This window comes from Curtobacterium sp. VKM Ac-1393 (genome assembly GCF_015350995.1).
In the GTDB taxonomy this organism is placed as follows: Bacteria; Actinomycetota; Actinomycetes; order Actinomycetales; family Microbacteriaceae; genus Curtobacterium.
In genome coordinates, this window is record NZ_JADKRW010000007.1 from 1 (window position 1) to 16,683 (window position 16,683).

The 16,683-nt window shown below is 70.5% G+C and carries 20 protein-coding genes; 11 read left to right on the forward strand and 9 right to left on the reverse strand.

Translation table 11 applies throughout. The features are described from left to right. The first annotated feature begins 222 nt into the window (after positions 1 to 222). On the forward strand, positions 223 to 618 hold the full coding sequence (locus ITJ59_RS15490) for a hypothetical protein (protein WP_194652201.1): 396 nt from the start codon (positions 223 to 225) through the stop codon (positions 616 to 618). Positions 619 to 721: 103 nt separating this feature from the next. Here the strand turns inward: ITJ59_RS15490 and ITJ59_RS15495 are convergent, their stop codons facing one another. Further along, the gene (locus ITJ59_RS15495; protein WP_194652202.1) at positions 722 to 2,107 is read right to left on the reverse strand and encodes an FAD-binding oxidoreductase; all 1,386 of its coding nucleotides are present in this window, start codon (positions 2,105 to 2,107) and stop codon (positions 722 to 724) included. A 137-nt stretch (positions 2,108 to 2,244) separates the two neighbouring features. Between ITJ59_RS15495 and ITJ59_RS15500 the strand changes: the two genes are divergently transcribed. Beyond that, on the forward strand, positions 2,245 to 3,198 hold the full coding sequence (locus ITJ59_RS15500) for a manganese catalase family protein (protein WP_194652203.1): 954 nt from the start codon (positions 2,245 to 2,247) through the stop codon (positions 3,196 to 3,198). Positions 3,199 to 3,217: 19 nt separating this feature from the next. Here ITJ59_RS15500 and ITJ59_RS15505 read toward each other — a convergent pair whose 3' ends face one another. The 5 genes from ITJ59_RS15505 to ITJ59_RS15525 form a co-directional block, all read right to left on the reverse strand. Further along, a complete protein-coding gene (locus ITJ59_RS15505) occupies positions 3,218 to 3,652 on the reverse strand; it encodes a VOC family protein (RefSeq protein ID WP_194652204.1) in 435 nt (144 codons plus the stop codon). A gap of 113 nt (positions 3,653 to 3,765) precedes the next feature. Continuing rightward, positions 3,766 to 4,518, reverse strand: coding sequence for a hypothetical protein (locus ITJ59_RS15510; protein WP_194652205.1), 753 nt, complete (start codon positions 4,516 to 4,518; stop codon positions 3,766 to 3,768). Further along, a complete protein-coding gene (locus ITJ59_RS15515; RefSeq protein ID WP_194652206.1) occupies positions 4,515 to 5,156 on the reverse strand; it encodes a hypothetical protein in 642 nt (213 codons plus the stop codon). Before ITJ59_RS15515 ends, ITJ59_RS15510 begins: the two co-directional genes overlap by 4 nt. 37 nt (positions 5,157 to 5,193) lie before the next feature. Continuing rightward, complete coding sequence (locus ITJ59_RS15520) at positions 5,194 to 6,066, reverse strand: DUF808 domain-containing protein (protein WP_194652207.1); 873 nt, start codon at positions 6,064 to 6,066, stop codon at positions 5,194 to 5,196. Positions 6,067 to 6,193: 127 nt separating this feature from the next. Continuing rightward, positions 6,194 to 6,844, reverse strand: a complete 651-nt coding sequence (locus ITJ59_RS15525; RefSeq protein ID WP_228511654.1) for an Ltp family lipoprotein — start codon at positions 6,842 to 6,844, stop codon at positions 6,194 to 6,196. Between the two features lie 298 nt (positions 6,845 to 7,142). On the opposite strand from ITJ59_RS15525, the gene ITJ59_RS15530 reads away from it, so the two are divergent. Then, the gene (locus tag ITJ59_RS15530; protein ID WP_194652209.1) at positions 7,143 to 7,412 is read left to right on the forward strand and encodes a hypothetical protein; all 270 of its coding nucleotides are present in this window, start codon (positions 7,143 to 7,145) and stop codon (positions 7,410 to 7,412) included. Positions 7,413 to 7,415: 3 nt separating this feature from the next. On the opposite strand, the gene ITJ59_RS15535 is transcribed toward ITJ59_RS15530, so the two are convergent. The 3 genes from ITJ59_RS15535 to ITJ59_RS15545 all read right to left on the reverse strand — a co-directional run bounded on the left by ITJ59_RS15535 (position 7,416) and on the right by ITJ59_RS15545 (position 8,999). Beyond that, on the reverse strand, positions 7,416 to 7,811 hold the full coding sequence (locus ITJ59_RS15535) for an arsenate reductase ArsC (protein ID WP_194652210.1): 396 nt from the start codon (positions 7,809 to 7,811) through the stop codon (positions 7,416 to 7,418). Between the two features lie 7 nt (positions 7,812 to 7,818). Beyond that, positions 7,819 to 8,232: a VOC family protein gene (locus ITJ59_RS15540; RefSeq protein WP_194652211.1), complete on the reverse strand. Its 414-nt coding sequence runs from the start codon at positions 8,230 to 8,232 to the stop codon at positions 7,819 to 7,821. A 143-nt stretch (positions 8,233 to 8,375) separates the two neighbouring features. After that, entirely contained in the window at positions 8,376 to 8,999 is a 624-nt protein-coding gene (locus ITJ59_RS15545) for a TetR family transcriptional regulator (RefSeq protein WP_194652212.1), read from the reverse strand. Between the two features lie 68 nt (positions 9,000 to 9,067). Between ITJ59_RS15545 and ITJ59_RS15550 the strand changes: the two genes are divergently transcribed. The 8 genes from ITJ59_RS15550 to ITJ59_RS15585 all read left to right on the forward strand — a co-directional run bounded on the left by ITJ59_RS15550 (position 9,068) and on the right by ITJ59_RS15585 (position 16,682). Next, on the forward strand, positions 9,068 to 9,826 hold the full coding sequence (locus ITJ59_RS15550; RefSeq protein ID WP_194652213.1) for an SDR family NAD(P)-dependent oxidoreductase: 759 nt from the start codon (positions 9,068 to 9,070) through the stop codon (positions 9,824 to 9,826). A gap of 128 nt (positions 9,827 to 9,954) precedes the next feature. Then, a complete protein-coding gene (locus tag ITJ59_RS15555; RefSeq protein ID WP_194652214.1) occupies positions 9,955 to 10,368 on the forward strand; it encodes a hypothetical protein in 414 nt (137 codons plus the stop codon). Positions 10,369 to 10,542: 174 nt separating this feature from the next. Further along, positions 10,543 to 11,370, forward strand: a complete 828-nt coding sequence (locus tag ITJ59_RS15560) for an ABC transporter ATP-binding protein (protein WP_194652215.1) — start codon at positions 10,543 to 10,545, stop codon at positions 11,368 to 11,370. A gap of 13 nt (positions 11,371 to 11,383) precedes the next feature. Further along, positions 11,384 to 12,226, forward strand: a complete 843-nt coding sequence (locus ITJ59_RS15565; RefSeq protein ID WP_194652216.1) for an ABC transporter permease — start codon at positions 11,384 to 11,386, stop codon at positions 12,224 to 12,226. A 168-nt stretch (positions 12,227 to 12,394) separates the two neighbouring features. After that, positions 12,395 to 13,531: an ABC transporter substrate-binding protein gene (locus tag ITJ59_RS15570; protein ID WP_228511655.1), complete on the forward strand. Its 1,137-nt coding sequence runs from the start codon at positions 12,395 to 12,397 to the stop codon at positions 13,529 to 13,531. 48 nt (positions 13,532 to 13,579) lie between these two features. Beyond that, complete coding sequence (locus ITJ59_RS15575) at positions 13,580 to 14,644, forward strand: LLM class flavin-dependent oxidoreductase (protein ID WP_194652217.1); 1,065 nt, start codon at positions 13,580 to 13,582, stop codon at positions 14,642 to 14,644. Beyond that, a complete protein-coding gene (locus ITJ59_RS15580; protein ID WP_323749525.1) occupies positions 14,641 to 15,351 on the forward strand; it encodes an isochorismatase family cysteine hydrolase in 711 nt (236 codons plus the stop codon). Before ITJ59_RS15575 ends, ITJ59_RS15580 begins: the two co-directional genes overlap by 4 nt. Beyond that, positions 15,348 to 16,682 (forward strand): NtaA/DmoA family FMN-dependent monooxygenase, encoded by a 1,335-nt coding sequence (locus tag ITJ59_RS15585; RefSeq protein ID WP_194652218.1) that lies wholly within the window; start codon positions 15,348 to 15,350, stop codon positions 16,680 to 16,682. Before ITJ59_RS15580 ends, ITJ59_RS15585 begins: the two co-directional genes overlap by 4 nt. Position 16,683: the final 1 nt, after the last annotated feature.

A 16,683-nucleotide genomic window follows, 5' to 3' on the forward strand; every position in this document is an offset into this window, starting at 1 on the left:
AACACACCCTGGTGCAGGGTGGAGAACCAGCGATGTGCGGCTGGTGAGCGCTCCGGGTGATTCCCGGCCTGTGCAAGTGATTCGGGGACCTCGGCGAAAGGGTTTGGACCGGTTTGCTGTCGTTACCGCTCTGTGACCTTTCGGCCTGTCCGGACAGGTCCGCCGTGCGCATGTACGTTCGCTGTGTGGCCGCTGGACGCGGCCGAACGAGAAGGGCTCACCATGGCAAACACGAACAGCCGTCCGACCAGCGTCACCGTTTCATTCGTCATCTGGCTGGTGGTGGTCCTGGCGAACATCCTGCAGGGCATCATCAGCCTCACCTCGGGCAGCTCCTCCGACGTGGCATCCAGCGTCGGCACTGCTCCGCTCATCGGCGGGGCGATCTTCGCCTTCATCCTCGCCGTGATCGAGCTCATCATCGTCTTCAAGATGCGCGACGGTCGCAACTGGGCCCGCATCGTGCTCACCGTCCTCGCGATCCTGCAGGTCATCGGCGTGGGCGTCGGTGCGGCCTCGGGTGGCAACGCCTTCGGTTGGATCGGTGGCGTCGCCGTGCTCGTCGCGACGATCCTGATGTACGTCGGTGGCGCGAACGGCTACTTCCGCCGTCGCTGAACGCATCTGCGTGACGCATGCCGGTCGCTGAACGCGACCAACGGACGGACGGGAGGCCCGGTGCCAGCTGGCACCGGGCCTCCCGTCCGTCGTCTTCGTGCGTTCAGAACGCCTTGCCGGGATTCAGGGTGCCCGCCGGGTCCAGGGCGTCCTTCACCGACCGGTGCATAGCGAGGACGCGGTCGCCGAGCTCCTGCCGCAGGCCGGGCAGCTTGAGCAGGCCGACGCCGTGCTCGCCGGTGACGGTCCCGCCGAGCGCCAGGCAGTCCGCCACGATCTGGTCGAAGGCCTGCTTCGCCCGCGCCTTCGCGACGTCGTCACCCTCGGGCGCGATGATGAGCGGGTGCAGGTTGCCGTCGCCGGCGTGGGCGATGTTCGCGATCGTGACCTCGTGGGCCGCCGCGGTCGACTGGATCCGCCGGAGCATCTCGGGCACCGCGCTTCGGGGCACGCAGATGTCCTCCGTCAGCACCGGCCCGAGCCGTTCGAGCGCCGGGTACGCCAGGCGCCGTGCCTGGAACAGCCGGTCGATGTCGTCCGGGTCGGTCGCCCGCTCGACGTCGGTCCCGCCCGCCTGCGCGAAGACGTCGGCGACCTGGTCGGCGATCTCGTCACCCGCGGCGCCGCGCTCGTCGACCCGCGCCAGCAGCAGGGTGTCGACGTCGGACGGCAGCCCGAGGTGCATCCAGTCGTCGACGGCCCGCAGGCACGTCCGGTCGACGATCTCGAGCGCGGCGGGGATGATGCCGGCGCGCGAGATCGCGGCGACGGCGTCCCCGGCGGCACTCAGCGAGGGGAAGTACCCGATCACCGCACGTTCGTCGCGTCCGGCCAGGGGGAGCAGCTTCACGGTGACCGACACGACGATGCCGAGCGTGCCCTCGGACCCGACCATCAGACCAGCCAGGTCGTAGCCGGCGACGCCCTTCGCCGTGCGGCGACCGAGCTCGACGACGGAACCGTCGGCCAGCACGACGGTCAGCCCGAGCACGTAGTCGCGGGTGACCCCGTACTTGACGCAGCAGATCCCGCCGGCGTTCGTCGCGACGTTGCCGCCGATCGTGGAGATCGCCGAGCTCGCCGGGTCCGGCGGGTACCAGAGTCCGTGCTCGGCGACGGTGGCCCGCAGCGCGTCGTTGATGACGCCGGGCTGGGTGACGGCGTAGCGCTCGTCGGTGTTCACCTCGAGCACCGCGTCCATCAGCTCGAGCGACAGCACGACCGAGTCGGCCACCGCGTTCGCGCCGCCGGACAGGCCGGTGCCGGCGCCGCGCGGCACGACCCGGACGCCCGCCGCAGCGGCCCACCGGACGGTGGCGACGACGTCATCGGTGCTGCGAGCGAGGACGACGGCGAGCGGTGCCGTGGAGTCGGCCCACTCGGCGTCGTCGTGGCTGTACCGCTCGAGCGAGACCGGGTCGCGGAGCACCTGGCCCACGCCCAGCAGCTCGTCGAGGGTGGTGGTGTCGACGTCGGAGCTGACGGTCATCGGGATGGGTGTCCTTCCGGGCGCTGCGGTGCGCGGTCGACGATACCGCGCTCAGCGGACCACCCGTGTCGGCTGCCAGCCGCCCCGGACGACGGTGAGGCGCGCGGCGGACCCGTCGCAGGGAGCAAGGAGCATCCATGTACTTCCACGCACAGACCTGGATCAACGAGATCGCCGACGGGGAGCCCGATCCCGCGGCCGCCAATGCCCTGCAGGAGGGGCTCGGCGGGCAGTTCGGCGAGATGCGCACGATGATGCAGTACCTCTTCCAGGCGATGAACTTCCGCGGCCCGGCGGCGAAGCCGTACCGCGACCTCATCCAGGGCGTCGGCACCGAGGAGATCAGCCACGTGGAGCTCATCGGCACCACGATCTCCCGCCTGCTCGACGGCTCGCCGGAGTACACCGGCAAGCTCACCGACCCACTCGACACTCCCGGTGCGAAGGGCGCGACCCCGCTCAGCATCGCGCTCGACACGAGCAACATCCACCACTACCTCGTCGGCGCCCAGGGCGCCCTGCCGGTGGACGCTGCCGGCAACCCGTGGAGCGGCAGCTACGTCTACAACTCGGGCAACCTGCCGCTCGACCTGCTCTACAACCTGATGCTCGAGTCCACCGGCCGGTTGCAGAAGTGCCGGATCTACGAGATGACGGACAACCCCACCGCGCGAAGCACCGTCGCCTACCTGATCGTCCGCGACCAGGCGCACGAGAACGCGTACGCGAAGGCGCTCGAGACGCTCGGTGTCGACTGGAAGACACTGCTGCCGATCCCGAAGACCAACGCGGAGCGGTTCCCGGAGGTCAAGGAACTCGTCGACCTCGGGCTGCAGAGCAAGCAGTACAGCTTCGACCTCGACGGGGCGTCCGAGGCGGGCAAGATCTTCCGCGGGGCATCGCCGTCGAAGGACGGGACGGAGCTGTCCGCGACCGAGCAGGCTCCGGCTGGGGTGCCGTCGTTCATCGCTCCGGAGCGACTCGAGGAGTTCGCTCCCGGGCTCGACGCGGATCTGCTCGCGCTCATCCAGGCGACGGCTGAGCTGGAACTCGACGTCGCGGAGACGCCTCTCTACGGGCCGGTGGCCTGAACCTGCGCGGGCTCGCGGATCAGTCGAGGCAGAACTCGTTGCCCTCGACGTCCTGCATCACGATGCAGGACTCGTTGACCTGATCCGCGAGCATGCGGCGGAACTGCGTCGCGCCGAGCGCGACGAGGCGGGCGCTCTCCGCATCGAGTGCAGCAAGGCGCTCCTCGCCGACCATCCCGGTGCCGACCCGCACGTCCAGGTGCACGCGGTTCTTCACCGTCTTGCCCTCGGGGACGCGCTGGAAGAAGAGCCTCGGGCCGGCGCCGGTCGGATCGACGCAGGCGAAGGCCGAGCCCTGGTGCTCGGGCGGGAGCGAGGCGTTGAACGCCTGCCAGTCGTCGAACCCGGGCGGGGGAGCAGGGACCTCGTAGCCGAGGACCTCGCACCAGAACCGGGCGACCCGCTCCGGTTCGGCGCAGTCGAACGTTACCTGGACCTGTCGCACCGTTGCCATGCGCGCCAGGGTAGGCGGGTGGTGCGGGCGGCGCACCCGTTCTGCGACGGCCCACGAGTCGTTCGACGCGTGGGCCGTCGGAACACTCGTGTACCGATGGCGGAACAGAAGTGTCAAAGCGCGCCGATGACGAACTGCTCCCGCACGACCGCTACCGTCGCTGCGTCCACCCCGGCAGTCAGGTGGAGAGCCGGCCGGCCGAGGACCAGTCCGAGCGCAGACCGGACTCGAATGATCTCGGTCCTGGTGAGGCGATCGCCCACCCTGTCTCGCCGGGTGACGAGGGACGCGAGGATCGCGAGGTCGTTCAGGTGTCTGTCCGCGCGTGCACCTTCGCCGATGAGGAGCGCGGACGCCTTGGCGATCAGCGCTCCCTGCAGGGTCGGTCGGTTCACACGCCCCGTCCGGCCCGAGACCTCGACGTCGATCGTCTCCGATCGGTCGAGTGCCCCTTGACCGCCCGGCGCTGCGATCGTCCGACCACCCGTCACGCCGACCCGGTTGTCCGCTCGCTCGCCGAGGAAGCGTGGGATGAGGACGTCGATCTGGGCGTCGCCCTTCAGCCATCGGTGTTGCACGCCACGTGTCCCCTCGAGCACGGGTGGTGCTTCGCCGGCAGACTCGAACCCCAGCGCGCTGAGCACGGCGGTGAAGTCGTGGAGGACTCGCGGTCGTGCGCGGACGTCGAGCACGGCGTCAGCGTCCTGAGTGGGCCGGGGCGGGACAGCGCCTCGCTCCCAGCACAACGAATGCACCATCTGCCCGCCGACGAGTGCCCATCCACTCGGGTGGCGTTCGTGGACCTGGAACAGCGCGTGCCACGCTGCTGCCTGGGCCGACGTCATGGCCGGTGCGACGATCGTCACGACGCGGCCTGGAGGAGTGCCGCGACCCGGGACCGTTCGCGGATTCCGTCGTGCACCGCGAGGTCGACCAAGAGCAACCCGAGCGGAAGCGGCGACGGGGGTTTCTGCTCAGAGACGTGCAACAGGACGTTGGGCTGGTCGGAGGGGCGGAGGAGGTAGTCACGCCGGAGCGCATCGGCGTCGCTGGCCGCGATTCGAGCCTCGAGTTGCCCCGCCGCGGCGATCTCCGAGCGGGGATCGCTGAAGCCCGACTTCACCAGGCGACCGTCGGCGGCGAGGTCCTCGAGGTCGGCGTCGGCCGCTCGGAGACGAAGCGCGGGGACCGGGCGGATCCAGGCTCCGAGGATGCGGTCCGGTTCGGCGCTCCGCACGAGTTCGTCCCGGTAGCGGCGAAGACGGGCTCGCTCCGGCGCGGAGAGGCCATCGATCGGCTGACCGGAGAGCGAGGCCAGCAAGTTGCTGCGCATCCGTGCACCGAGCGGCCGACTCGCGGCAGGACGATGTTCCGACGATTGGTCGACGAGCCACTGGCCGCCGACCTGGCGTGCACGGATCGATCCCCCTTCGATCAGCGCCCGCACGCGTCGCGGTGACAACCCCGCGCGGACCGCGAACTCGGCGACACTCTCCTCAGCCATGCACACAAGTGTACCGATGGCGGAATAGAAGTGTAAGTCAGTGCTTTCCGCGGAGGCGGCCGATGCCGAGGACGATCGCCACCACGACCATGCCGAGGACGACGCCAGCGACCGCCGAGACCGCGGTGTCCACGATCCAGGTCACCACCGGGCCAGCGGCCTCGATCGCGTGCTCGATCGTGTGCAGCAGGTCGTACGGGCCGTGCCAGAAGGTCTCGGCGAGGTTCGCGATGACGAGGTGCCCGCCGACCCACAGCATCGCGACGGTGCCGATGACGCTGATGACCCGGAAGACCGTCGGCATCGCCCGCACGATCCGGGCGCCCGTGCGACGGGTCCGCCGGACCGAGTTCTTCATCATCTGGAGACCGACGTCGTCGATCTTCACCAGCAGGGCCACGGCGCCGTAGACGACCGCCGTCATGACGAGCCCGATCACGATCAGTGCGCCGAGCGTCGGCCAGAGCCCCAGGTCCGGATCGAGACCGGCGAGGGCGATGAGCATGATCTCGGTGCTCAGGATGAGGTCGGTGCGGATGGCGCCGAACACGAGCTTCGGTTCGGTGACCGAGTCGTCGGACTCTGCCCCGTGGTGGACACCGAACCACTCGGTGACCTTCTCGGCGCCCTCGAAGCACAGGTACGTCCCGCCGATGAGCAGGAGGTACGGCAGGACCCAGGGCGCGAACGCGGTGAGCAGCAGCGCCAACGGGATGATGATGACGAACTTGTTGAACAGGCTGCCGAGCGCGATGCGACCGACGACCGGGAGCTCTCGGGCTGGTGCGAGTCCCTGGACGTACTGCGGGGTGACCGCGGCGTCGTCGATGACGACCCCCGCGGTCTTCGCGCTCGCCTTCAGGGCCGCGGAGAGGATGTCGTCCACCACGGCGAGCAATCCGACTGACATGACTTCGTTCTCCGCTCGTCCGGGCCTGTGACGGTGCTCAGCGTAGTGGGCGTCCGCGGTGGTCTGACGCCACTGCCCGCGCGCGACGAAGGCCCCGTCCTGGAACGGGGCCTTCTCATCGGGTGGGTCAGCCGTTGAGGTGCGCGATGGCGAAGTCCGCCTCGGCAGGGGTGAACTTCTCGCCGTACTCGCTGACGAGCTGGTCGCGGATCGCGGCCGGAGACATCGACATGTTCGCCTGGTAGTCCTTGGCCTTCGCCAGTGCGTTCGCGTTCCAGTCCGCCTTGATCGTGTCGATCGCGTACTGGGCTGCCTCTGGCGAGAACTGCTCGCCGTACTCCGAGGTGAGCTGGTCGTACAGCCCGGCCTTGCTCATGTGCATCATCTCGGAGTAGCTCTCCGCCTTGGTCAAGGCCGAGGCGTACTCCACTGGCGTCGCGGGCTTCTCCGGAGCCTCTTCGGTCGACTCGGATTCCTCTTCGGCGGGCTCCGCAGCGGCCTCGGAGGGCTTCGTTGCTTCCGACGGTTCCTCGGCCTCGGCGGCCGCGGTCGGTTCTGGTGACTCTGCGACGACTGCGGACTGCTGGGTTGACTCCGAGCCGCTGACGACCGCGCCGATCCCGGCCGCGACGCCGATGGAGCTGAGCGCGGCGACGATTCCGAACACCAGACCGGTCACGGCCAGGCCCTTCGGCTGTTGCTTCCGGAGGGCGAGGACTGCCAGCACGATGGCGACCGCACCGACGATCGCACCGAAGACCGGAACGAGTCCGACCAAGAAGGCGCCGATCCCGACGAGCAACGCAGCGAGGGCGAGTCCGGAAGTTCGTTTCGGACTGAGCGGTGCTCCCGGGTACGGAGCGAACGTCAGCTGTGGGGCGCCGGCGGGTTGTGGATACGGGGGAGGGGTCTGTGACGTGCCGCCCCCCTGCGGCTCGGGTGTTGTCATAGTCTCAAGTATCTCAAAGGTGAGAATCACCTCAAGATTTGCCTCAGAACTGCTGTGCCCCAGTTCGGGTGTCGTCCTGATGGGCCGACCCTGAACGCCGCCGCTTCGCCGTCCGTAGGCTGATGCCATGGCTGACTTCACCGCTGCACAGGCCGCCGTCGTCCGGATCGAACGCGCGGAGGCGGGGCGCTGGGACCTCACGGTGATCAGCGACGCCGGCGTGAAGATGGGGCACGGCGTGTACCTCTTCGACGCCGCGCACGACGATGCCGAGGACGAGCAGGCAGCGGCCCTCGACTTCGTTCGCGAGTACGGCTTCCGCTTCGAACGGGACGCCGTGCAGGCCGACGGCCCCGATGCGCTCTGGGCGCCGCTGCTGCCGTCCGACCAGCAGTAGCGGCTACAGCGACGCGATCAGCCGCTCGACCCGCGCGCGGATCTCGTCGCGGATCGGTCGGACCTGCCCGATCGGCAGACCGGCCGGGTCGTCGAGTGCCCAGTCCTCGTACCGCTTGCCGGGGAACACCGGGCAGGCGTCACCGCAGCCCATGGTGATGACGACGTCCGACTCGCGGACGGTCTCGGTCTCGAGCACCTCGGGCTGGGCGCCGGCGATGTCGATGCCCTGCTCGGCCATGGCCGCCACGGCGACGGCGTTGATCCGGTCGGCCGGTTCGCTGCCCGCCGAGAAGACCCGGACACGGTCGCCGGCGAGGTGTCGCAGCCATCCGGCGGCCATCTGCGAGCGGCCGGCGTTGTGCACGCAGACGAACAGGACTGCAGGGCGATCGGTCATGGACCCATCATCTCAGCGCTGACGCCTCGAACCCGATCAGCCACGTGACGCCGAACGCATCGCGCACGGTGCCGTCCCAGTCGCCCCAGGGCCGCTCCTGCAGCGGGTCGACGACCGTGCCGCCCTCGGCGAGCTGGTCGAACCACCTGCGCAGGACATCCGGCTCGTCGGCGCCGAGGAGCGAGAACAGCAGGCCGGTCGCCGCGAACGGCTCGTCGGTGCCGCTCGCGTCGGCGGCGAAGAGCTGGAGCCCGCCGGTGAGCTGCCCGTGCGCCACCGCGTCGGCCGGGCCGTCGGTCCGTGAGAAGTCGGCGTAGGTCGCGATCCGGACGTCACCGCCGAAGACGCCCTGCCAGTGCTCGAGGGCCTGCCTGGCGGTACCGGCGAACTGGAAGTACGGCGACGGTCCGGTGGCGTTCATGCCCGGACGATACCGCTGGACGAGGGCGCGCGCACCGACGCGCTGTCGCGCGACGTCCGCGGGGAGCGCGCGATGGGTTGAGCCGAGCCAGGTGACGGCCGCCCCGGGCCTCCCGTCCGTCTCGCCCGCGTCCAGGGCGCGTGTCAGGTGAGCAGGGCGAGCGCGCGGTCCACTGCGTCCTCCGGACGGCCGTCGCCGTGCAGTGCCCACCAGGTGAGGGCGGCGCTCGCCGCGGCTGCCAGGGCGTGTGCGCGCACCGACACTGCGAAGTCGTCGGGCGTCGCGCCGTCCCGTTCGGCCACGAACCGGACGATCGCGTCGGTCAGGGCCGTGACCGTGGCTGCCCCGACGTGCTCGAGCGAGGGGTTCGCCCGGATGACGCGGAGTCGGTGGCGGGTGACCTCGACGGCGTCGTCGGGGAAGGTCGCGCCGATCCGGTACGCGGCGCGCAGGGCGATCGACGACGACTCCGAGGTCGGCCGTGCGCGCAGTGCCTCGCCGAACCGCGTGGCGAACTCGTCGAGCCCGCCCCAGACGAGTGCCGCCTTGTTCGGGAACAGCCGGAACAGCGACCGACGACTGACCCCGGCGGCAGCGGCGACGTCGTCCATCGAGACGGCGTCGAAGCCCTGCTCGTCGAACAGTCGCAGCGCCACGAGGGACACCGCGTCCGGGTCGATCGTGCGGGGGCGCCCCGTCGGTCGGTCGTTCGACGCGCGGTCGTTCGTCGAGCCGGCGTTCGTCGAGCGGGCGTTCGTCGAACCCATGGAGTCCTTTCGGCACTGAGTGCTATAACCATCATGGCGCAGCGAGCGCCTCTCACTGAGGAGACGACATGACCGACACCACCGCCGGACGGTTCACCGGCAGGACCATCATCGTCACCGGGGCGGGTTCCGGCATCGGACGCGCCACGGCGACCCGGATCGCGAACGAGGGCGGGCGGGTGATCGCGACCGACGTCGTCGCCGAACGCCTCGACGCGCTCCGCTCCGAACTCGAGGGCCTCGAACTCGAGACCGTCGTCGGCGACGTCGCCGAGACCGAGACGATCGACGCGCTCATCGCTGCGGCGGGGGAGCGCATCGACGGGTTGGCGAACGTCGCCGGCATCATGGACGCCTTCCTGCCGCCGAGCGAGGTCGACGACGCCACCTGGGACCGCGTGTTCAGCGTGAACGTCACCGGGCCGATGCGCCTCACCCGCGCCGTCCTGCCGCACATGATCGCCGCCGGTCGCGGCGCCGTCGTGAACGTCGCGTCCGAGGCCGCACTCCGCGCCTCAGCCGCGGGTGCCGCGTACACGGCGTCGAAGCACGCCATCGCCGGGTTCACGAAGAGCGTCGCGTTCTTCCACGGCCCGCAGGGCATCCGTGCCAACGCCGTCGCGCCGGGGGCGGTCGCGACGAACATCGAGGCGCCGATGCGCAGCGAGTACGCCGCCAGCCGGGTCGGCCCGATCATGCAGGTCGCGATCCCGCCGGTCGCGCAGCCCGAGCAGCTCGCCGCGGCGATCACCTGGCTGCTGAGCGACGACTCCGCCAACGTGAACGGAGCCGTGCTGCCGAGCGACGGCGGGTGGTCGGTCGTCTGACGCGGGAGTCCCTCGAGACGCCGTCGTCGTGTCGAGACGCCTCGGAAAACGGCGGCGTCGCGAGCATTCGGCGGCGTCTCGGTGAGACGACGGCGTCTCGAGATGTCTCGCCCGCCTACACTGCCGACATGACCGAGGTCCCCGCCGCGCGCTCCGAATGGGGCCGATTCGCCCCCGACTCCGTCGAACGCCGGATGCTCGGGGACACCGGGACCGCGCTCGGGCTGGTCCTCCGCCCCCGCACCGTCGTGCTCGACCGTGCCCGGGTCGAGGTCGAGGGCATCGACGACGCCGACCGCGTGGTCGTGCAGCTCGTCGCGAACCAGGGCGCCTACAAGCCCGCCTGGCGCAACAAGGTGATGGCGGACCTGTTCAAGCTGCTCTGGCTGCGGCAGTCGGTCCCCGGGGTCGAGCGGGCCGTGCTGGTCGTCGCCGAACCTGCGGCGCGGGCGCTCGCCGGATGGGTCGCGGTGGCCGCCGAGGACCTCGGCATCGAGGTGCTCGTCTGGGACGGACACACCGCGGTGGCGCCGCCGCGCTGACCCGCGCACGCGTTCACACGTTCGCAACACATGTGGTCCGACTCCGTAACACGGGCGTCCTAACCTCGTCACCAGCAGCGGATTTCCGCGTCGCAGACGAACCCGAGCTCGCGACGCACGCTCTCCGCCATACGAGACCGAGCCTGCGTGCTCGCCGACGGTATGGAGGAACGGATGACCACATCAGCGGTCCGCGTGGACGCGGTGCGCAAGGTGTACGGCAGCGGCCCGAGCGCCATGGTCGCGCTCGACGACGTCGAACTGACGATCGAACCCGGGAAGTTCGTGTCGCTCATCGGCCCGAGCGGCTGCGGCAAGTCGACGCTGCTCCGCCTGGTGGCCGGGCTCGAGCCCGCCGACCGCGGTGACGTCCGGGTGCACGGTGTCACCCCGGCGCAAGCGTGCGCAGCGAAGCTGATCGGCCTCGTGCCCCAGACACCGGCGCTGCTGCCCTGGCTCACCGTGCTGCAGAACGTCTCGCTCGCCGGTCGCGTGAACCCGGGAGCCGGCCGACGTCGTGCCGCCATCGAGGACCTCGAGGAGCGCGGCACCGGCGCCGGCCCGGACATGCGCGAACTGCTGCGGATGGCGGGACTCGGCGAGGCGATGGACAAGCTCCCCGCGCAGCTGTCCGGCGGCATGCAGCAGCGTGCCGCGATCGTCCGGGCCTTCGGCCTGCGCCCCGACGTGCTGCTGATGGACGAGCCGTTCTCGGCGCTCGACGAGTTCACCCGCGAGAGCCTGCAGGACCAGCTGCTCGACCTGTGGGACGAGCTGCGTACGACGGTGCTGTTCGTGACGCACTCGGTGTCCGAGGCGGTCCGGATGTCGGACACCGTCGTCGTGATGGCACCCCGCCCGGGCCGGATCGTGGACGTCATCGACATCGACCTGCCGCGGCCGCGCAACCAGCGCCTGTTCGAGGAGCAGCGCTTCCACGAGTACGAAGACCTGGTCCGGACCCGCTTGCACAGCGCCTGGCGCACGGCCGATGCGGCCTGAGGGAGACGGCACCATGAGCGCGACCACAACCTCCACGCCCGCCGCGACCGCCACCACGGCCGACGCCGAACGCCGCACCACTCGCCGACCGGTGCCGGGCTGGATCCGACCGACCGTCTGGCTGCCCCTCGTCGTGATGCTCGCCGTCCTGGCGGTGCTCTGGCAGATCGGCGCGACGGCCATGCCGTACCTGCTGCCGCCGTTGCCCGCAGTGGGGGAGACCCTCGCCACGCAGCTGCCCTACTACCTGCAGAACGCCGGCATCACCCTGGTGGAATCGCTCGTCGGCCTGGCCATCGGGTTCCTCGCCGCCTTCGTGCTCGCGGTGCTGACGAGTGAGCTGCCGATCGTCCGACGAGCGGTCATGCCGATCGCGATCGTGCTGAACGTCACACCCCTCGTCGCGATCGCCCCGGCCCTGGTCGTGGCGTTCGGGTTCGGACCGCTGCCGAAGCTCGTCATCACGGCCCTCATCTGCTTCTTCCCGATCCTGATCAACACCGCCGCGGGTCTGCGATCCGTGCCGCAGCCCGTGCTGCAGGTCTACAAGACGATCGATGCGTCCCGGTTCGAGATGCTCGTGCACCTGCGCATCCCGAACGCCCTGCCGTTCGTGTTCGCGGCGCTGCGGATCGTGTTCCCGCTGTCGATCATCGGCGCGGTCGTCGCGGAGCTGTCCGCCTCGGGCTCCACCGGGGGACTCGGCACCGTGATCAGCACGGCGTCGTCGATGAACCAGCTCGAAGTCGTCTACGCGGCCATCGCGATCCTCGCGGTGATGGGCGTGGTCCTGCTCGGACTCATCACGGTCGTCGAGCGCCGCGTCCTGCACTGGCACCGCACCGCGAACGACTGACACGCGGCCTGCCGGCCGCACCACGCGGCCGCCCCGCGGCCCTGCCGCACCACCCGCCGGCGCGAGCCTGCCCGCGCGACGTCAGCCGCGCCTCCAGGCCGACGTCCGGCGACCACCGACCCACCCGCACCCGCCCTGCACCACCCATCCCTTCCCACAGGAGTGACCATGCAGCACAGCACCATGCAGCACAGCACCACCCGCCGCACCAAGGCCGCACTCGCGGCCCTCGCCACCGCCGTCGTCGCCCTCGCGCTCACCGGCTGCAGCACCGGCTCGAGCGCCGGCACCACATCGTCCGGGGGCAGCGCGATCTCGGCCGAGCGGTGCAAGGAGAACAAGGCCGCCGGCACGATCACCTACCTGTCCGGTTACCAGTACCAGTCGTCGGCGTCGATCCTCGAGTACATCGCCGCGGACGAGCTCGGGTACTTCAAGGACCTCTGCCTCGACGTGACCCTGAAGCCGGGCTCGGGTGACACCGCCCAGAACACGAAGCTCCTCGCCAGCGGCCAGGCCACCGTGTCCGCCGTCGCCGAGCAGGACCTCATCCAGGCCCGCGCGAACGGCATCGACATCACCGGGATCTCGTCGTACTCGAACGCCGGCCTCGACGTCCTGATGACGAACCCGGACATCACGAAGCTGCCCCAGCTCGACGGCCAGGTCGTCGGCCACAAGGGCTACGTGCCGGCGTCGGTCCGGGCGATGATGGAGAAGGCCGGTGTCGAGTGGGACTCCCTCACGCTCGTGAAGGAGGGCTACGACCCGTCCGTCCTGCCGCGCAAGCAGAACGGCCTCGAGGCGCTGACCGGCTTCGTGTCGAACGAGCCGAACCTGCTCAAAGCGGCCGGTGACGACGTCACCGTCTGGCAGCCCGTCGACTACGACATCCCCTCGTCGATCGGCGCGATGGCCGTGAACCCCGCCTTCGCGAAGGCGCACCCGACCGCAGTCGAGGACGTCCTGCGCGCAGCCCTGCACGCCTACGACTTCTGCTCCGCGAGCGAGGCGAAGACGAAGCAGTGCGTCGGGTACGCCGCGAAGCTGTCCGGCGCGACCTACGACGTGGCCCAGAACACCAAGATCTGGACCACCGAGACGAAGGTCATCGCGGACAACCCGACGCCGGACCAGCCCCTCGGCGGGATCGACCCGGAGAACGTGACGAAGCTCGTCGACATGCTGCACCGGTTCGACATCGTCAAGAGCTCGGTGACCGCCGACGACGCGAAGGGCTGGTTCACGAACGAGTACATCGACGCCATCACGAAGGACGGCGAGACCGTGTGGCCCGCACCGTGAGCCCCTTCGTCACCGAGTGTTCCGCAACGACCAGAAAGGCGGCGTGAGATGCCCGCGAAGGAGTACGGGATCTTCCTCCCGATCGGCAACGGCGGGTGGATGCTCTCCACCACGGCACCCCACCCCGAGGCGACCTACGCCTGGAACAAGCGCGCAGCGCTCCACGCCGAGACGATCGGCCTGGACTTCGTGATGTCGATGGCGAAGTGGCGCGGCTTCGGCGGCTCCACCGACCACTGGGGCCGTTCGCTCGAATCGATGACGATGATGGCCGGCATCGCCGAGGCCACCGAGCGGGTCAAGATCTGGGCGACGATGCACGCGAACGTCCACAACCCGGCGGTCGCGGCGAAGATGTACACGACGCTGCAGGACATCTCCGGCGGCCGGGCCGGCATGAACATCGTCAACGGCGCCTACGCGGCCGAGTTCGAGCAGTTCGGGATCTGGGACGCGGCCCTCAGCCACGCCGACCGGTACCGGATGACGGAGCTGTGGACCGAGGCGGTCACGCGCCTGTGGACCGAGGACAGCGTGACGATGCACACGCCGTACTTCGACCTCGACGCGTGCGAGTCCCGCCCGCACCCGGCATCGCGGCCGACCATCATCAGCGCGGGCAAGTCCGAAGCGGCGCGGGCGTTCCAGGCGAAGCACGCCGACGGAGCCTTCCTGGCAGCGGACAGCCTGGACGAGATGCGCGACCTGTCCCGCGACGTCCACGACCGCGCCGCCGTCGAGGGACGCGAGTGCCGCACCTACTCGATGCTCACGGTGGTGCAGGGCGAGACCGACGCCGCCGCGCAGCGGAAGGTGCGCGAGTGGGGCGCCGGCGTCGACCGTCAAGCGCTGGCGTCGATGCGGGCGTCGTGGGGTGTGCCCGCCGAGCAGGCGCGGGCCTGGGCGGACGGCGCCGCCGGTGAGGACGCGTTCCAGACCGCGTACGTCGCCGGGTCGGCCGAGACCGTCACCGAGCACATCGAGTACATCGTCGACCGGGGCGAACTCGACGGTCTGATGCTGATCTTCCCCGAGTACGACCAGGACATGGTGCTGTTCGGGGAGACCGTCCTGCCGGCGCTCCGCCAGCACGACGCGGCGGTCGTCCGGTGACCGGGGGACTCGACGCGGGCCTCGACCCGCGGCTGGCACAGCTGGTGTCAGCAGCGCTCCCGCCCGCGCTCGTCGTCGTGGACGTGCAGCGCGACTTCGGTGAGTCGGCACGGATCGCACCGTACGGACTCGACGACCGCGCGTCCGTCGCGGTGGACGCCGCCGTCACCCGCATCGACTCGCTCGTCGACGAGGCCCGCGCAGCGGGCGTCCCCGTCGTCTGGGTCGAACTCGGCAGCGACCCGGCCCGGCCGTGGCGCTCCAGCACGTGGCTGCGCGGGGGTGACCCGGACGGACCGATGCCGGACGACGAGCCTTGCCGGATCGGCACGGAGGGCGCCGAGTGGTACCGCACGGCGCCCGCGCCCGGTGAGACACGCGTCGTCAAGCGCGGCTACAGCGGGTTCCTGGGCACCGACCTGGAGGCCCGGCTCACCTCCGCAGGGATCGGCTGGGTCACCGTCGTGGGACTCACGACCGAGTGCTGCGTCCTCGCCACCGCACAGGACGCGATGCAGCTCGGCTGGCCCGTGGTGGTCCCGCAGGACGCCACCGCCGCGTACGACACCGACGTGCACGACGCCGCGCTCACCCTGATCGACCTCAACGTGGGCGTCGTGACCGACGCCGACGAGACGGTGGCACTGTGGCGAGCGTCCGCCTCCGCGTCTGCGGCCGCGTCCGCGTCGCCGGTGGGTGTCCGATGAGCGGCATGCACCTGGCCTACGACCTGTCCTTCACCCACACCGAGGGGCGGTGGGCAGCGGCCGGCAGCTGGGTCGGCCAGGACTTCCCCGACGTCCGCATGTACATGGAGGTCGCCAGGACCGCCGAACGCGCGGGCGTCGACATGCTGTTCTTCGGCGACGGGTCCGGCGTGCCGAGCACCTGGCGCGGCAGCATCGACCCGGCGGTCGAGTGGGGGATCCAGTGGCCACGCCAGGACATGTCGCCCGTGATCGCCGCGATGTCGACCGTCACCGAGCACATCGGGTTCGGGCTGACCTACTCGTCGACCTTCACGCACCCGTTCTCCGTCGCGCGGCTGCTCAACTCGCTCGACCACGTCACCGGCGGCCGGATGGCGTTCAACGTCGTCGCCTCGTCGCGGGGTGCCGACGCCGCGAACTACGGGTCCGACCACCTGATCGACCACGACCTGCGCTACGAACGGATGGAGGAGTTCATCGGCGTCTGCCGTGCGCTCTGGGACTCCGTCGCACCCGACGCGATCGTCCGCGACCGCACGACCGGACGGTTCGCCGACCCGGCCGGGGTGCACCCGATCGACCACGACGGCCGCTTCTTCAAGGTCCGCGGGCCGCTCGCGAGCGTCCCGAGCCCGCAGCGGCACCCCGTGGTCGTGCAGGCCGGCAACTCGCCCCGCGGCATCGCGGCGAGCGCGTCCTTCGCCGACCTGGTGTTCGGCTTCGGGGCGAGCGTCGCCGGACAGCTCCGGCACCGGAACGCCCTCGACGCAGCGCTCACCGACGCCGGGCGCGACCCGTCCGGCGTCGGGATCCTCTGGGCGACCCAGGTCATCGTCGGTGCCACCGACGCCGAGGCCGCCGCCCGCCGCGACTCGCTGCTGTCGTTCTGGAACCGCGAGGCCGTCGGCACCTTCATCTCGCACAACGCCGGGTACGACTTCTCCACGCTGCCGGCGACGTTCCGGCTCGGTGAGCTGCGTGACGAGATCGTCGCCGCGCAGGCGAGCCCGGCCGGCCTGGTCGGCAGCCTGGTGACCGAGTTCGGCGAGGACCACACCATGGACCGCGACGACTTCTTCGAGCACGGCTGGCGCGCCGCGACGGGCCTCGACCACATGCTGGTCGGCGACGCCGCGGGGGTCGCCGACGCCCTGCAGGAGAACTTCGGGGCCACCGGCGGCCGCGGCGGCTACATGCTGTCCAGCCCGCTCGGCATGCCCGCCGGGTTCGCCGACCTGAGCGAGCTGCTCGTGCCGGAGCTGCGCGCCCGCGGCGCCCTGGCACCGCGGTACCCGGGGTCGACGCTCCGCGAGAACCTGGCGGTGTGAG

What these genes read in the sequence shown, in the direction of transcription:
- ITJ59_RS15535 (WP_194652210.1), bottom strand. Translation starts at nt 7,811, where the DNA reads ATGACCGATCGCCCTGCAGTCCTGTTCGTCTGCGTGCACAACGCCGGC.
- ITJ59_RS15520 (WP_194652207.1), bottom strand. Translation starts at nt 6,066, where the DNA reads ATGTCAGTCGGATTGCTCGCCGTGGTGGACGACATCCTCTCCGCGGCC.
- ITJ59_RS15540 (WP_194652211.1), bottom strand. Translation starts at nt 8,232, where the DNA reads ATGAACGCCACCGGACCGTCGCCGTACTTCCAGTTCGCCGGTACCGCC.
- ITJ59_RS15560 (WP_194652215.1), top strand. Translation starts at nt 10,543, where the DNA reads ATGACCACATCAGCGGTCCGCGTGGACGCGGTGCGCAAGGTGTACGGC.
- ITJ59_RS15575 (WP_194652217.1), top strand. Translation starts at nt 13,580, where the DNA reads ATGCCCGCGAAGGAGTACGGGATCTTCCTCCCGATCGGCAACGGCGGG.
- ITJ59_RS15555 (WP_194652214.1), top strand. Translation starts at nt 9,955, where the DNA reads ATGACCGAGGTCCCCGCCGCGCGCTCCGAATGGGGCCGATTCGCCCCC.
- ITJ59_RS15515 (WP_194652206.1), bottom strand. Translation starts at nt 5,156, where the DNA reads ATGGCTGAGGAGAGTGTCGCCGAGTTCGCGGTCCGCGCGGGGTTGTCA.
- ITJ59_RS15505 (WP_194652204.1), bottom strand. Translation starts at nt 3,652, where the DNA reads ATGGCAACGGTGCGACAGGTCCAGGTAACGTTCGACTGCGCCGAACCG.
- ITJ59_RS15570 (WP_228511655.1), top strand. Translation starts at nt 12,395, where the DNA reads ATGCAGCACAGCACCATGCAGCACAGCACCACCCGCCGCACCAAGGCC.
- ITJ59_RS15500 (WP_194652203.1), top strand. Translation starts at nt 2,245, where the DNA reads ATGTACTTCCACGCACAGACCTGGATCAACGAGATCGCCGACGGGGAG.
- ITJ59_RS15490 (WP_194652201.1), top strand. Translation starts at nt 223, where the DNA reads ATGGCAAACACGAACAGCCGTCCGACCAGCGTCACCGTTTCATTCGTC.
- ITJ59_RS15495 (WP_194652202.1), bottom strand. Translation starts at nt 2,107, where the DNA reads ATGACCGTCAGCTCCGACGTCGACACCACCACCCTCGACGAGCTGCTG.
- ITJ59_RS15550 (WP_194652213.1), top strand. Translation starts at nt 9,068, where the DNA reads ATGACCGACACCACCGCCGGACGGTTCACCGGCAGGACCATCATCGTC.
- ITJ59_RS15530 (WP_194652209.1), top strand. Translation starts at nt 7,143, where the DNA reads ATGGCTGACTTCACCGCTGCACAGGCCGCCGTCGTCCGGATCGAACGC.
- ITJ59_RS15585 (WP_194652218.1), top strand. Translation starts at nt 15,348, where the DNA reads ATGAGCGGCATGCACCTGGCCTACGACCTGTCCTTCACCCACACCGAG.
- ITJ59_RS15545 (WP_194652212.1), bottom strand. Translation starts at nt 8,999, where the DNA reads ATGGGTTCGACGAACGCCCGCTCGACGAACGCCGGCTCGACGAACGAC.
- ITJ59_RS15565 (WP_194652216.1), top strand. Translation starts at nt 11,384, where the DNA reads ATGAGCGCGACCACAACCTCCACGCCCGCCGCGACCGCCACCACGGCC.